Origin of the sequence: Deinococcus taeanensis, assembly GCF_020229735.1 — a bacterium.
GTDB classification, from domain to species: Bacteria; Deinococcota; Deinococci; order Deinococcales; family Deinococcaceae; genus Deinococcus; species Deinococcus taeanensis.
The window spans coordinates 1,608,889-1,623,421 of record NZ_CP083455.1 but is presented as its reverse complement, the minus strand read 5'-3'; the positions used below and the strand labels follow the sequence as shown (position 1 = coordinate 1,623,421).

The window sequence follows — 14,533 nt, the reverse complement described above, 5'->3', positions numbered from 1 at the left end:
CTACACTGATGCCCCCTGAAATCACCCGCCCTGCCCGCGCCCGAAGTGCGGAAGAAAAGAACCAGAGACGCGACGACATCCTCCGTGCGGCCGAACGCCTCTGGACCACGACGACCTACGCGGAGCTCAGCATGAACCAGGTGGCGCGGGAAGCCCAGCTGGCCAAGGGCACGCTCTACCTGTACTTCGACACCAAGGAAGAACTGTTCCTGGCGCTGCTCAGCGAGCACCTGCACGCCTGGATCAACCGGACGGCCGACCTGCTCGTTGAGCGTAAGCCCCGCACCCCGCAGCAGCTCACCGACGTGCTGCTTGACTCCGCCGAGCACCTCACCCCGCTGCGCCGCCTGCTGGTGCTGCTCGGCACCGTGCTGGAACGCAACGTGCGCCCCGAACTGGCGCAGGAGTTCCGCCGTGAACTCGACACGCAGCTGCGCCGCCTGGTGCAGCACATGCCCTACAGCGCCCCCACCACCCTGCGCCTTCTGCGCCACCTGTACGCCCTGGCGATCGGGTGGCAGCAGTTCCGGGAATCCCTGACCGGCACTGACCTCTCCGGTCAGCCCCGCCAGGAAGACCCGGGCGAGTACCGCGCGGAGTTTGAACTGGCGCTGCGCGCCATCCTGGAGCAGCTGGCCGCGCAGGACCGCCGCACCGCCAACGCCGTGTAATCACCCCTGCCAGAGCCGGGCGCACCGTGATGTGGTGCGCCCGGCCCTGTTGATCTCACCAGCGGAACTTGCCCACACTGGCCGTCCAGTTCAGAAGCCGGGGCCGCGTCACTGCGCTGAGATTCACGCCGCTGGCCTCGCACGCCCGCCGGGCCGTGTCCGGCACGACCGGCAGTGCGGCCAGCGTGATCCCCACCCGGGACGGCACGTACTGCACGCCCAGCGTCACGCCACGCAGGCAGGCCGGCACGCGCCCCGCAAAGAAGTCCTGGTCGCGGATCAGGGGAATCACTTCCGGTTCCGGCACGGCGCGCAGCGCGCCGCCCGACAGCCACGCGAAGGTGCTGCGCTGCTCGCACCGCCCGCCCTGGCACCACTCGCGGTTCAGGACCAGCAGCGCCTGCGCCTCACGCACGTAGGTCGCGGCGCGCACCACCGTGAACACCGGTCCCGCCGCGCCCGGCCCGACACCCCGCCAGTCCAGGAAGTGATTCCCGTCATCCGTGACCTGCACGGCAAACAGATTCTGGGTCGCCGTCCAGTCCAGACCTTCGCGGCGCGCGTAGGCCAGCAGCGAACCCTCTGCCGCGCCCGGCTGGAAGGCTCCCATGAACAGCTGCACGCCCCGCACCGGGCCCAGCGACAGAGCGGGAACCGGCTGGCCAGCGGCAACCCCCAGCAGCGGCAGGCCCAGCGCGATCAGGGAAGAAAGGAAACGCACGCCACAGTCATAGCGCGCCGCGCCTCTCCGAACCCTGACTCACGCCCAACTGCACAGCCCGCCCGCCCGGCACGCAGGCGCCCCGTATGCTGCACCGGGTATGCGCGTCGTCCTGAAACTCGGCACCAGCGTCCTCACGGCAGGCACCGACCGCCTGCACCGCCCCCGCATGGTGGACCTGATCCGCACCCTGGCCGCCGTGCGCGAGGCCGGGCACCAGGCGGTGCTGGTTACCAGCGGCGCTGTGCTCGCTGGCTGGGAAGCCCTGAACTTCCCGCCCCGCGACCGCACGCTGGCCGAAAAGCAGCTGCTGGCCGCCGTGGGCCAGGGCCGCCTGATGCACACGTACGCGCAGCTGGCCGACCTGTACGGCCTGCCGGTCGCGCAGGTGCTTCTCACCGCCGACGATTTCCGGGACCGTACCCGGTACCTCAATGCCCGCACGACCCTGGAAGCCTGCCTGACGCGTGGTGTGATGCCGATCATCAATGAGAACGACGCCGTGGCGCTGGAACAGCTGAAAGTGGGGGACAACGACACCCTCTCCGCGTTCGTGGCGAATCTCGTGGAGGCCGATCTTCTGGTCATCCTGACGGACGCCCCCGGCCTGTACACCAGTGACCCCCGCAGTGATCCCGACGCCACCCTGATTCCCGTCGTGGAGCGCGTGACCCCCGAGGTCTGGGCGCGCGCCGGGGGGGCCGGTTCTCACCGCGGCACCGGCGGCATGCAGACCAAGATCCAGGCGGCCGAAATTGCCACGCGGGCCGGCACGCCGGTCGTCATCGCGCCCGGTGATGAACGCGACGTGCTGCCCCGCCTGCTGTCCGGCGAGGCGATCGGCACCCGCTTTCTTGCTGCCGGCTCCCGCCTGGAAGCCCGCAAACGCTGGATTCTGGCAGAGATCGCCGCGGGCAGCGTGCAACTCGACGCGGGCGCCGCGCGCGCCGTGCAGGACCGCGGCGCGAGTCTGCTGCCCGCCGGCATCACGGCCGTCAGCGGCCGTTTCGGTCGGGGGCACACCATCCGCATCCTCGGCCCCGACGGGCAGGAACTCGCGCGCGGCCTGACGCGCTACGCATCTGAGGACCTGCTGCGCGTGCGCGGCCAGCATTCCCGCGCCATTGAAGGCCTGCTGGGGTACACGTACGGTCCGGAAGCCGTGCACCGCGACGACCTCGTGCGCCTCTAGGCGCCGCCTATACTGACGCGCGTGCTGGCCCTGCTTGCCTCCGTAATCACCATGACCGACCCGGCCGGGGACGCCCGCGGGGACGGCGGGTACATCCTGCCCGTCCGGCCCGCCCTGAGCGCCGAAATGCTCGATCTGCGCGCCCTCGAGGCCCGTCCGCAGGGCCACGGGATGCGTCTGACCATCACGTACGGCCAGATGGGAAACCCCTGGAACGGCCCGGCGGGCTTCAGTGCCGGCGTGACCGACATCTTCGTGAAAGGCGCCCTGGGCGGTCAGCAGGTGCTAGCCAACACCGGCCTGCGCGTGCGCGGCCAGGGCGGGTGGCAGTACCACCTGCGGGTCAGTCCTGGCGGGTCCACCCTGACGCAGGTGGACACCCAGGGACGCGAGACGGCGCTCGCGGCGCCCACCGTGCAGGTCGCGGGCAGCAGCCTCATTGTGGACGCCGCCGTGCCCGCCGGACAGTACGGGTACTGGGTCACGAACAGCGTGTACACGCCGCTCTCGCCAGACGGTGTGCTGAGGCCCGCCACCACCCCCGCGCCCACCGCGCTGCAGGCCGGCCGTGAGGCCGCCCCCACCCCGGTGGACGTGCTCGCCGCGCCCGGCGACATGCAGGCGTACACGAACGGCACGCTGGCAGCGGTGGGCCGCACCCGCGACTGGGTCAGCCTCACCCTGATCGGCCTGGGCATCACAGGTCTGCTGCTGACCGTCGCTGCCACTGCCGCCGTCTGGCGGCGCCTGGAGCGCCAGTGACCCCGCGTGTGCCTGCGCCCCTCCTGATTCTCGCGGCGGCCGTACTGTGGGGGCTGCTGGGCATCCTGGGCAAGCAGGCGCAGGCCGGCGGCCTGCATCCGCTGGAGGTGGCCTTCTGGCGCGCCACTCTGGCCGGCGGCCTGTACGCCGTGCACGCGCTCCTGACCCGCTCGGCCCTGCCGCGCGGCCGGGACCTGCTGATCACCGCAGCCTTCGGCCTGAGCGGTGTGAGCCTCTTCTACGGGTCGTACCAGCTGGCCGTTCAGGCTGGCGGCGCCAGCCTCGCGAGCGTCCTGCTGTACACCGCGCCGGCTTTCGTGGCCCTGATGGGCTGGGCATTCCTGCGCGAACACCTGGGCCTGCGCGAAGTGCTCGCCGTGGCCGGCACACTGGGCGGCATTGCCCTGATCAGTCTCGGTGGCGGGCAGGGCGTGACGGTCACCGCGCCGGCTCTCGCGTGGGGCCTCACGGCCGGGCTCACGTACAGCCTGTATTACCTGTACGGCAAGGCGTTCTTCCACCGGTACGACCCGGCCGCCCTGCTGGCTGTGGCCCTGCCCGTCGGGGCGGTGGCCCTGCTGCCCTTCGTGCCGTTTACCGCCAAGACGCCCGCAGTGTGGGGCAGCCTGGGAGGCATCGCCGTGTTCAGCACGTACCTGGCGTACCTGGCGTATTCGGCGGGCCTGCGCCGCCTGAACGCCACGCGCGCCAGCGTGATCGCCAGCCTGGAGCCGGTGGTGGCGGCCACGCTGGCCGCGCTGCTGTTCGGGGAGCGCCTGTCTGCGCTGGCACTGACCGGCGCGGCCCTCGTGATCGGCGCGGCCCTGTTATTAAGCCTGGGGCCCAGCGACACCGAACGTCACCCGCCGGCCGAGTAACCGTCCGCAGGAGGCAGACAAGGCGTGCCTGTTCCCCGGCGCGTGGCCCCTTTGCCCGGACCTGCTGCCCCTGGTTCAGGGCTGCGCTGATTGCAGCGTGAAATCCCACTCGAAGGACCGGCCCCAGGGAAGCGCCGCGCCACCCAGCGTGTAGTGTTCGCCCAGGCGCAGGGGAAAAAAACCCTGCGCTATCTGAAGCAGCGCTGCCTGCCCGCGCGGGGTGTTCAGTTCCACTTCCGGCACCTGCCGCCGCAGCTGCGCGCGGACCTCACCGCTGTAGATCACGTCGTTGGCGAATTCTCGCGCCAGCAGGGCGTCCTGCCGCTGCGGGTCAGCGCCGCGCAGGCTGAGCTTCGCGTGGGCCAGCGCCGTGCCGAGGTTGTTGCCCGGCGTTCCCCACGCGGCCAGGGCGCGCAGATTCGCGTGCTGCCGCAGCGTGCGCAGGTCCGACCAGAAGCGCGTGTTTCCCAGGTTCACCTGCTCCACGTCTGCCACCGCCACCGGTCCCTGGCGCAGCAGCGCACTGACCCGCAGGGCGGCGCGGCGCGGGTCACCGCCGCTGAACACGTACAGCGTCAGGTCCGCCCGGCCGTCCGGCAGGACCTGGAAGCCGCTGCCCTCGGCGTGATTCAGGGCGCTGCGCGTCAGGGGAATGCCTTCATACCTCATCACCTGCGCTGCGGCCTGGGCGTCGCTGTACTCGATGCGGACCGTGGCCGCCTCGGGTGCCAGCGCGCGGGCGGTCAGCATGGACAGCACCTCGTCCGCGCCGGGGTACACCCGGACGTTCGCGGGGGCCTCCCGGGCCAGCGCCTCGCCCTCCTGCGGCGCGGGACTGCCGCTCAGGGCGTCGTCCCACGTGACGTGCAGCTCCTTCAGGCGGCCTTCGCGCGCCCAGCCGGTCACGGCGCGCACCACGGCGAGGTTCCGGGCGCGGTTCGTCGCGTCAGGCTCCCGCGGCAGCGTGATGAACGCGTACACCGGCTGACCGGTCCGTTCGGTCCAGGTGCGCACAGGTTCCAGCCGCGCCAGGGCCTGCTCGGCGCTCAGCGCACTGGTCCGCGACTGCACCAGGCCGCCGTAAGCCAGGGCGTCCAGGGCCGCGATCAGTGGTCCCTGGCGCGGCTGGGCCGCCAGCCACGCGCTGAGGGCCTGCGGGTCGGCGCCCTGCGTGGCCGTGCCCAGCAGCGCGGCGTCCGGCACGGCGGGCGCTGCGCCACGCAGGGCGCCGATCAGGGCCGGCAGCACCCGCGTGGCCGGGCGGGAATCTAGGGGCAATAACGTCTGCGCGCCCGCCTGGGCGGCAAGCAGCGCAGCGACAAGAGCAGGAGCACGCATCTCCCGCACCCTAAGCGCCCAGCGTGAGGGACCGCTGGGTGTTTCATGGGTCGCAACGGCACTGTTGCCGTTCATGCCACCTGTCCCGGCGTGCGCGGCGTAGCCTGGGCGGCATGACCTTTACCGACCTGTGGCGACTCGCCTGGCGCGGCCTGACCCGCCGGCGGGTGCGCACCCTCCTGACCGCGCTGGGCATTACCGTGGCGGTGGCCAGCATGGTGATCTTCCTGTCCCTGGGCGAGGGGATCCGCAAGGTGTTCACCAGCGAGCTGGGCGGCATCGGCCCGGACATCCAGGTGAGCCTCACGCCGCTGTCACAGGGCATGGCCATGCACCCCAACCTGCCGCAGAGCACGGTCGCTGACCTGCAGAAACTCGCGCCGGACCTGGGCATCGAGTCGGTCACGCCGGTCGTGATGGCCGTGCGCGGCGGCCTGGACCCCACCCAGAGTGTCGTGCTGTACGGCCTGCCCGCCGCGGAGGGCATCGGCGCGGTGTTCCCGAATGTCACGGTCACGCAGGGCCGCGCCCTGCAGGGTACCGACGAGCAGACGGGCGGCGTGGTGGTCGGCGCCAAAGCCGCGCAGAACCTGAAGCTGAAGATCGGCAGCCGCCTGAACCTGAACCGCCGCAGCCGCGTGAACGTGGTGGGCGTGCTGGCCCCCGAGTCCGGGCTGGTGGACAACTTCATCTTCGTGCCGCTGTCCACCCTGCAGCGCAGTGAGGGCGCCGAGGACCGCGTGTCCCTGGTCGCCGTGAAACTACAGAATCCGCGCGAGGCCCGCGCCGCCGCCACCCGCATCAGCGAGCGCCTGAACCTGGAGGCGGCCACGCAGTCGGACTTTCTGAGTTTCATTGAGCGGGCCCTGCGGATCAGCGACGCGGTGCGGTTCGGCATCTCTCTGATCGCCCTGATCGTGGGCGGCCTGGCCGTGGCGAACACCGTGATGATGGGCGTCTTCGAACGCACCCGCGAGTTCGGCACCCTGCGGGCCATCGGCGCCCGGCCGGCCTTCGTACGCGCCCTGGTGCTCACCGAGTCGCTGCTGCTTTCCCTGGTGGGCGGCGTGGGCGGCGTGCTGCTGGGGCTGCTGGGCATCGTGGTCGTGAACGTGTACACCCAGAACCTCGCCGGAATCGACGCGGCGGCCCTCACGCCGCGCCTGACCCTGCTGGCCCTGGGCATCAGTTTCCTGCTGGGCCTGCTGTCCGGCCTGCTTCCCGCCCGGAACGCCGGGCGGATCAGCATCACCGACGCGCTGGGAAGGATCTGACGTGAGCGCCGCACCGACCCTCAGCGTGCACAGCCTGTCCCGCGTGTACCCCAGCGGCGACGGGCAGGTGCAGGCCCTCGCTCCTTTCACCCATACCTTCCCCCCAGGCCTGACCGCGGTCGTGGGACCCTCCGGCAGCGGCAAAAGTACCCTGCTGAACCTCCTGGCCGGCTTCGATACACCCACCACCGGGCACGTGCAGGTCGGAACCACCAACCTGACCGCACTGAGTGAAACGCAGCGCGCCGACCTGCGGCTGGCCCGCTACGGCTTCGTATTCCAGAACCACAACCTCGTGAACATCCTCAGCGCGCAGGAGAACGTGGAGTTTCCCCTCTCACTCGCCGGGCGTTCCCTGCGTGAGCGGCAGGGCCGCGCGCAGGAACTGCTGGCCCTGGTGGGTCTGGACCGCCGCGCGACGCACCTGCCCGGTCAGCTGTCCGGAGGGGAAGCGCAGCGGGTCGCCATTGCGCGCGCCCTGGCCGGAAACCCCGCGATCCTCCTGGCCGACGAACCCACCGGGAACCTCGACACCCGCACTGGGGAACGCGTGCTGGCGCTGCTGCGCGGCGCCGCTGACGAGGGACGCACCGTGATCCTGATCACCCACGACCGCGACGTGGCGGCGCAGGCCGACCATCACCTGAACGTGAAAGATGGTGTGGTAACCCCCAGCTGACCCTGACACGAGCGCCAGCCCAGAGCAGGGCAGCGCAGCGGCAGGGCCGGATTCCTTCAACCCGGCCCTGCCGCTGTCCGTTCCGTTTTTTAGGGCGCGGTTCCGACGCGGCTTTCATCGTCCCGCAGCCACAGGACGCGGCCCTGCACGTCCCGCAGGCGGACCACCACCTGCACCGGCTCCCCTGGCTGCACCCCCGGCGCGCCGCGGCCCCACGCACTTCCCTCGGCACCCTGCGCCGCCAGCGGCGACTTCCACAGCCCGCCCCCACTCACCACGAACACGCCGTCCAGGCGAAGGGCCGGCAGCGGCTCACGCGCGGCGTTCAGGCGAACCTTCACCCCGAACCCCCCGGTGCCCGCCGCTGAGGTCGTGTCCAGGGTCACCACCTGCCCGCGCACGTTCAGCGCGGTCGGGGCACTCAGCAGGTCCCCCACCAGCGGCGCCGGCGGCGCCTGCACGCCGCACGCCGCGAGCAGAGGCAGCAAGCACAGGACCCGTTTCATGCCCCCAGGGTACCGGACGGCTGCATGGGACACATGAACGCCGGACCCCACCCTCATCTGGCGGGCCACGCCGCTCACCAGCCCAGGTCCGGCGCGGTCACGACGCGGTCGGCCGGCTGGTCCGTCTGCAGCGTGTACGTCAAGGTGTACGTGCCGGGAATCACGCGAGAAAGCACGATACTGTCTCCTTCCACCCGCGGCGTGACGTTCGCCAGGCTGGGCCCCTGCACCTGCAGCGGTCCGCGCGTGCTGCCCGCCGGAAGCGGGTCGGTCAGGCGGACGTTTTCCAGCGTGCTGTCCACCGTCAGCACCAGGGTGACCACGAACCCCTGCACGCCAGCGTCCACAGTCTTGTTCAGGCTGGCGCGCGCGCCGCCCTGCACCGTGCGGGTCACGTTGGCGCCGCCAGGGTTGCGCACGCGCGCCTGCCCGGTCGTGCGCAGCCCGGTCGGGTCCAGGACCGCTTCGGCCGTGTCGGTGCGGCACACCCGCACCGGCACCTTCAGGCGCAGCACCTGCCCCTGCCCGAACTCCCCCGGCAACTCCAGCGGGTAGTCGGTGGTCCAGCCGCTCGGAAGGTTCAGGCTCAGGCGACCCGGCAGGCGGTAAGGGAAGTCCGTTTTCGCCTGGGCGGTCAGCAGGGTCACGTCACACATGTTCAGCACGTCCGGCGCCGTCAGCAGGCTCACTTCGCTCTGCACGCGGTACTCGATGGTCACGCGGCCCGACCCGCCGTCCGGCACGCGGCCCGGCAGCGGCGCCGCGACCGTGCTGCCCGGAACGGCCGACGGCGTCACCGGGTACTCCCCGGGGGTGAGGGGCACCGTGGCCGGCGTGTTCAGGGACCGGCCGGCCACCTGGAACGGCACCCCGGTCAGGGGAATACGCTGCCCGCCGTACACGGCCACGGCGTCTACCAGAAGCTGCCCCTCGGGCGGACGTGCCACGAACCGGACCTTCGTGAAGCCCGGCTGGTAGCGCACCTCGGTGGCGGAGACGACGTTCCCCGTGCCCTGAATGAGTGCGCTGCTGACCGGCACGTACCCGGCCGGCAACTGCGGGCGCACCACCGAGTCACCCACCAGCGCGTACGACGCGCCCGGCACCGGACGGCCCTGCGGGTCCACGACGTCCACGAGCAGCTGGTTGGCGAGTTTTGCCCCTTCAGGCGGCGCGAAGCCCCCCACGCGCCCCGTGACCGGCTGGTCATTCACGCGGAACGAGAAGCGGATGGCGTTGCTGTACTGCCGCGTGGTGCCCAGAACCCGGATGAACAGCTGCCACTCGCCCACCATCTCCGGCGTGATCCGGAAGGTGTCGGCGGCGGTCTTGCCGTTGTCACTGGGCGTGAGGTTCACGCGCTGCCCGCCCGGCAGGACCGCCCACAGTTCCGCCTCCTGCGGGCCGTCCACGTCGTAGTTCAGGAGGCCGAGTGTCTTGCCGGTCCAGTCCGCCGGGACGGTCACCCGGGCGGCGAGGAGCGGTCCCTCGTCCGAGGCGCGGGCGTTCACGCTGAAGTCACTCGTCTCCAGCGAGAAGGGCGGCGCGACCCGCAGCGCGAACGCGTTCTTGCCGTTTCCTTTGCTGGTGACCTTCAGGGTGTACGTCCCGGCGGCCAGACCGCCGCTGAACAGGCCCTCCCAGGTGTGCTCGCGGTTCAGGCCGTAGCGGCGCTCCGCGACCGGGCCGCCCGGGCCGGTGAGGGTGAACGTCGTCTCGAACGGTTCGTTCTTGGCGTACAGTTCATCCCCGAAGTACCCGTCGGCCCGCCGGCCATCCACGTAATCGGCGAGGTTGAACGTCGGCGAGAACACCTCCAGCCCCAGCGGCTTGCCCGCGTCCTGCGCGGAGACGCGAATCACGTACGTTTCCTGCGTCTGCGGCCAGCGGTCCCCCACCGACACCAGCGGCAGCGTGCCGCCGGTCTGCGCGGCGGCCGGAGCGGCGAGCAGCAGCAGGCCGCCCAGCAGAAGCAGGCGAAGGGACGCAGGGCGGGCAGGCAACACGGAAACTGGCATGACTGCCTCAGAGCATACAGGCCGCCGCTCCTGACGGTTCAGCTGGACACCCGCCGCGCACCCGGCCCGCTGCGGGGGTAGCATCCGCCCGTGACCCTCGCCGCCCGCGCCCGCGCCCTGATTCACCCGGACCACCTGCACGCCAACCTCACCGCGCTGGCCGCGCGCAGCGGCACGCCCCTGCTGCTCCCTGTAAAGGCCGGCGCGTATGGGCACGGGTTGCCTCAGATCGTGCCGCTGGCTGCCGCGCATCCCGACGTGTGGGGGCTGGCGGTCGCCACGCCCCGCGAAGCGCAGGTCGTGGCCGCCCTGGCCCCCGGCCGGCCCGTACTGCTGCTCACGCCGCCCACCCCGCCGGAGGTGGCGGTCCTCGCGGACCTGGGCGTGCGCATACCGGTCGCGTCCCTGGCCGAGGCGGACGCTCTGCCTGCGCATGCCCGCGCGCACCTGAAGGTGGACACCGGCATGAACCGGCTCGGCGCCCGGCCTGAGGAGGCTGTAGAGGTTGGGGTGCGCCTCGCTGAGCGGGGGCAGCTTGAGGGCGTCTACACGCACTTCGCCACGGCGGACGAACCGGACCTGAGATTCGCTCATGAGCAGCTGCGCCGGTTTCAGGCGGTCCTGGACGCCCTGCCCGCCACGCCCGAGCCGGTCCTGGCGCACGCGGCGAACGGCGGCGCAATCCTCTCCTTCGGCGCGCTGCCCGGCATGCGGCTCGCCCGGCCTGGCCTCGCGTCCTACGGCTACGTGCCGGCGCACCTTCGCGGCGTGCTGCCGCTGCGGCCAGTCATGACCCTGGAGGCACAGGTGACGCACCTGCACACCGCGCTCGCCGGGGAGACCGTCAGTTACAACGGCCTGTGGCGCGCCCCGCAGGACACGCAGGTGGCCACGATCGGTATCGGGTACGCCGACGGGTACCCCCGCAACGCCACCCGCCGCGCCCAGGTCCTCGTGAACGGCGAGCGGCGTCCCGTCCTGGGCCGCATCTGCATGGACCAGCTGATGGTGGACGTCACCGGCCTGAACGTGAGCCGCGGCGACTGGGTGACTCTCTGGCAGCCGGACACCCTCACCGTGACCGATGTGGCTGCCTGGGGGGACACCATCGAGTACGAGGTGCTTACCGGTCTGGGCGACCGTGTGGAACGGGTCCTGGCGCCCTGACATGGACAGACCCGGGGCCAGGGGGCAGTGTCGTCCCCTGGCCCCGCCGCGTTCAGAAGAACCGGCTGACGTCCCGCACAACCACAAAGGCCATCAGCAGCATCACGAACGCGAAACCCGCGAAATTGATCGCCTGCTCCTGCTGGAACGTCAGCGGCCGGCCGCGCAGGGCGCCCACCAGCACCAGCAGGATGCGCCCGCCGTCCAGGCCCGGAATGGGAATCAGATTGAAGAACGCCAGAGACAGGTTCAGCAGGATCGCGACCTGCACCAGCGCCCAGGGGCTGACCGCCGCCGCACGTGAAACGATCTCGGCCGTGCCGATCGGCCCGCTCACGCCCTCGTCCCGGGAGAGATCCAGCGTGAAGAACCGCTGGAACAGGCCCGCAAACGAGCGGAGCACCTGAGGCACCGCCTCACCTGTGACCTGCCAGGAGCGCACGAACGCCGGGCCGACCCCCACGGGCTGCACGTCCGGGCCGTACCGGATGCCCAGCAGCTGCTGCCTGCCGTTCACGACGGGTGTCCAGCCGAACCGCACGTCGCGCGTCTCACCAGCGCGGTCCACCGTGAAGGTGTGCGGGCCAGGCCGCGTCAGGACAGCGCGCACACTCTCCCACCCGGCGACCGTCTGGCCGTTCACCTGCGCCGCGTCCGGAATGTCCGTGCCGTCAATGGCAGTAATCACGTCTCCCACCTGCAGTCCCAGCGTCTGCGCGCGGGACCCGGCCACCACCTCCTCAATGCGCGCCCGGTCCGGGACGGCCACCCCCTGCGTACTGAAAGTCAGCGTCATCAGGGCGATGGCGAGAAGCAGGTTCATGACCGGTCCGGCCAGCAGCACCGCCACCTTCCCCCAGGCGGGCAGCGCCGCGAACCCCCGTGTAGGCTGGCGGTACCCGCCCTGCCCGTCCTCTTCAGGCGTCATGCCGTCAATCTCCACGTACCCGCCGATGGGCAGCAGACTCAGGCGCCACTCGGTGCCCCGCCAGTCGCGCCGCACCAGCACAGGCCCCATGCCCACACTGAACGAGTTCACGCGCACACCCTGCCAGCGGGCCAGCGCGTAGTGCGCCAGTTCGTGCAGGAACGTCGCAGCGCCGATGATCAGGACCGTCCACAGCAGGCCCAGCGGCGTCAGGGCCGCCGCGATGCCCTGCACGATGTTCATGCCCCCACCCCCAGAGACGCCAGTTCACGCGCCCGGGTCCGCGCCCAGGCGTCGGTGCTGCTCAGCGCGTCCCAGGTCAGGACGCCGGCGGGCGTCTCATCCAGCACGCGTTCCAGCAGACGCGGAATCTCCAGGAACCCGATCTGCCCGGCCAGGAAGGCCTCCACCGCAACTTCGTCCGCGGCGTTCAGGGCCACCGGGAGCAGCCCGCCCGCGTTTCCGGCCCGGTAGGCGAGACCCAGGCACGGGAAGCGGTTCAGGTCCGGTGCGAGGAACTCCCACGTGCCGCGCATCGGCCACCCCAGGTGCGCCCCGACCTCACGGCCGCGCCGCGCGCCGCGCACGTCCCCGGGATGCCGCATGCCGCCCGGCGCCGCATCAATGGCGTACGCAATAGGCAGGCGCATGTCCGCCGGGCCGAACTGCGCTTTGAGGCTGCCGTCCCGGAACCGCACCGCCGCATGAATCAGGCTCTGCGGGTGAACCACCACCCCCACCTGCGACAGCGGCAGTCCGTACAGGCTGGCGCACTCCATGACCTCCAGCCCCTTGTTCATCAGGGTCGCACTATCCACCGTGACTTTCGGGCCCATGCTCCACGACGGGTGCCTCAGGGCCTGCTCGGGCGTCACGCCACCCAGGTCCACTGGCCCTTCCCGGAACGGCCCGCCCGACGCCGTGAGGATCACCTCTGCAACGTCCCCCATGTGTTCCCCCGTCAGACACTGGTACACGCCGGTGTGCTCGGAATCCACCGGCACCACCCGCCCCCCGCCCGCGGCGGCGGCGTCCCACATCAGGTGAGCGGCGGTCACCATGGCTTCCTTGGTGGCGAGCGCCACAGCCTGCCCGGCCTCCAGTGCCGCGCGTGTGGGCGACAGACCGATCAGGCCGCTCATGGCATTCACCACCACATCCGTGGGCTGCGCGGCCACCTCGGCCGGGTCAGCAATGACCCGCACGTGGCCGAACCGGGCGCGCGCTGCCCCGAGCACCTCCTCGTGAACGCTGACCAGGGCCGGGCGGAACTCCCGCACCTGCGCCTCCAGGCGGTCCAGGTTGCGCCCGGCGGCCAGCGCCGTGACCTGCCACCCGCGTTCGCGCGCCACATCCAGTGCCTGCGTGCCGATACTGCCCGTGCTGCCCAGCACGGCGAGGCGCTGCACCCCGCCGCCCGCGCCGCTCTCCGTGTGGTGCGCCGAAAGACTCATCACTGCGCATGCTAGTGGACTGTCCGTGACAAGTGCGCGGGACCGCCCACGGTTCACGCAGGCAGGGCACGCAGAAGCTGGTCCCTGCGTGCCCTGCCTGCACCTGTTAACGCGTGAAGACGCTGATGTTCAGGAACAGGTACGTGGCCGGCACCGCAAACAGCAGACTGTCGATGCGGTCCAGAAAGCCCCCGTGCCCGGGCAGACTCGTACCACTGTCCTTGGTGCGCAGCGCCCGCTTGATCAGGCTCTCGGCCAGGTCGCCGAGCTGACTGGCGCTGGCCACCAGAATCGAGTACAGCAGCGCCTCGAACGGCGTCCAGATGTGGGTCAGGGTGGTCAGCCCCAGGACGATCAGAAAACTGAACGCCAGGCCGCCCACGGCGCCTTCCACCGTCTTCCCGGGACTGACCTCGGGCGCCAGTTTGCGCCGCCCGAAGAAGTACCCCACGAAGTACCCGCCGATATCCGCCGCAAAGGTCGCCAGCAGCGGCAGCGCAAAGTACAGCAGGCCGCTGTGCTCGTCCGGACTGTACCGCAGCATCAGGAAGTACCCCAGCAGCCACGGCACATACAGCAGCCCGAACATGGAGTACACGATGCGCTCCAGCGGCCGCTCCCCGGGACGGATAACCTCCACGACCAGGATGTACCCCAGCGCCACGGTCAGCACCGCCTCCCGCCACGACCCGCCCGGCCAGGGGGTCTGCGGCCACATGGGCAGGCTCGCGACCATCAGGGCCGCGGCGAAAACGCCCAGGCTGACGCGGCGCACGTCAATGTCGTTGCGGTCCAGCATGCGGATGTACTCGTACAGCGCCATGATCGCCACCAGGATCAGGGCGGGCAGCATGGCCCACCAGCCGATCCAGACAATCACGCTGAGAATCACGAAGCCCACCACACTCGTCAGGATGCGGCTGCTCAGTGACTCCACGCGCCCTC

The 14,533-nt window shown here is 71.0% G+C and carries 14 protein-coding genes; 7 read left to right on the top strand and 7 right to left on the bottom strand.

Annotation, left to right across the window (positions count from 1 at the left end; all coding sequences use genetic code 11):
* The first annotated feature begins 8 nt into the window (after window positions 1-8).
* Complete coding sequence (locus LAJ19_RS07875) at window positions 9-671, top strand: TetR/AcrR family transcriptional regulator (RefSeq protein WP_225475229.1); 663 nt, start codon at window positions 9-11, stop codon at window positions 669-671.
* A 55-nt stretch (window positions 672-726) separates the two neighbouring features.
* Here the strand turns inward: LAJ19_RS07875 and LAJ19_RS07870 are convergent, their stop codons facing one another.
* Window positions 727-1,392, bottom strand: coding sequence for a hypothetical protein (locus LAJ19_RS07870; protein WP_225475228.1), 666 nt, complete (start codon window positions 1,390-1,392; stop codon window positions 727-729).
* 100 nt (window positions 1,393-1,492) lie between these two features.
* Here LAJ19_RS07870 and proB point away from each other — a divergent pair, with 100 nt between their 5' ends.
* Genes proB through LAJ19_RS07855 form a run of 3 tightly spaced genes read left to right on the top strand, consistent with a single transcriptional unit; the run spans window position 1,493 to window position 4,224 of the window.
* A complete protein-coding gene (gene proB, locus LAJ19_RS07865; protein WP_225475227.1) occupies window positions 1,493-2,584 on the top strand; it encodes a glutamate 5-kinase in 1,092 nt (363 codons plus the stop codon).
* A gap of 21 nt (window positions 2,585-2,605) precedes the next feature.
* Window positions 2,606-3,346 (top strand): glucodextranase DOMON-like domain-containing protein, encoded by a 741-nt coding sequence (locus LAJ19_RS07860; protein WP_225475226.1) that lies wholly within the window; start codon window positions 2,606-2,608, stop codon window positions 3,344-3,346.
* Window positions 3,343-4,224, top strand: coding sequence for a DMT family transporter (locus LAJ19_RS07855; protein WP_225475225.1), 882 nt, complete (start codon window positions 3,343-3,345; stop codon window positions 4,222-4,224). The genes LAJ19_RS07860 and LAJ19_RS07855 overlap by 4 nt, the downstream gene beginning before the upstream one ends.
* 75 nt (window positions 4,225-4,299) lie before the next feature.
* On the opposite strand, the gene LAJ19_RS07850 is transcribed toward LAJ19_RS07855, so the two are convergent.
* Entirely contained in the window at window positions 4,300-5,562 is a 1,263-nt protein-coding gene (locus LAJ19_RS07850) for a DUF4127 family protein (RefSeq protein WP_225475224.1), read from the bottom strand.
* A gap of 113 nt (window positions 5,563-5,675) precedes the next feature.
* On the opposite strand from LAJ19_RS07850, the gene LAJ19_RS07845 reads away from it, so the two are divergent.
* Both LAJ19_RS07845 and LAJ19_RS07840 read left to right on the top strand, forming a co-directional pair.
* On the top strand, window positions 5,676-6,836 hold the full coding sequence (locus LAJ19_RS07845) for an ABC transporter permease (protein ID WP_225475223.1): 1,161 nt from the start codon (window positions 5,676-5,678) through the stop codon (window positions 6,834-6,836).
* A gap of 1 nt (window position 6,837) precedes the next feature.
* Window positions 6,838-7,515, top strand: a complete 678-nt coding sequence (locus tag LAJ19_RS07840) for an ABC transporter ATP-binding protein (protein ID WP_225475222.1) — start codon at window positions 6,838-6,840, stop codon at window positions 7,513-7,515.
* Window positions 7,516-7,604: 89 nt separating this feature from the next.
* On the opposite strand, the gene LAJ19_RS07835 is transcribed toward LAJ19_RS07840, so the two are convergent.
* Both LAJ19_RS07835 and LAJ19_RS07830 read right to left on the bottom strand, forming a co-directional pair.
* Window positions 7,605-8,021, bottom strand: a complete 417-nt coding sequence (locus LAJ19_RS07835) for a hypothetical protein (RefSeq protein ID WP_225475221.1) — start codon at window positions 8,019-8,021, stop codon at window positions 7,605-7,607.
* A gap of 74 nt (window positions 8,022-8,095) precedes the next feature.
* On the bottom strand, window positions 8,096-10,039 hold the full coding sequence (locus tag LAJ19_RS07830) for a hypothetical protein (protein WP_225475220.1): 1,944 nt from the start codon (window positions 10,037-10,039) through the stop codon (window positions 8,096-8,098).
* Window positions 10,040-10,129: 90 nt separating this feature from the next.
* On the opposite strand from LAJ19_RS07830, the gene alr reads away from it, so the two are divergent.
* Window positions 10,130-11,206 (top strand): alanine racemase, encoded by a 1,077-nt coding sequence (gene alr / locus LAJ19_RS07825; RefSeq protein ID WP_225475219.1) that lies wholly within the window; start codon window positions 10,130-10,132, stop codon window positions 11,204-11,206.
* A gap of 52 nt (window positions 11,207-11,258) precedes the next feature.
* Here alr and LAJ19_RS07820 read toward each other — a convergent pair whose 3' ends face one another.
* From LAJ19_RS07820 to LAJ19_RS07810, 3 genes are all read right to left on the bottom strand, one after another.
* Window positions 11,259-12,377, bottom strand: a complete 1,119-nt coding sequence (locus LAJ19_RS07820; protein ID WP_225475218.1) for a M50 family metallopeptidase — start codon at window positions 12,375-12,377, stop codon at window positions 11,259-11,261.
* On the bottom strand, window positions 12,374-13,588 hold the full coding sequence (gene dxr / locus LAJ19_RS07815; RefSeq protein WP_225475217.1) for a 1-deoxy-D-xylulose-5-phosphate reductoisomerase: 1,215 nt from the start codon (window positions 13,586-13,588) through the stop codon (window positions 12,374-12,376). The genes LAJ19_RS07820 and dxr overlap by 4 nt, the downstream gene beginning before the upstream one ends.
* Before the next feature lie 106 nt (window positions 13,589-13,694).
* Window positions 13,695-14,525: a phosphatidate cytidylyltransferase gene (locus LAJ19_RS07810; protein WP_225475216.1), complete on the bottom strand. Its 831-nt coding sequence runs from the start codon at window positions 14,523-14,525 to the stop codon at window positions 13,695-13,697.
* Between the last annotated feature and the right edge of the window lie 8 nt (window positions 14,526-14,533).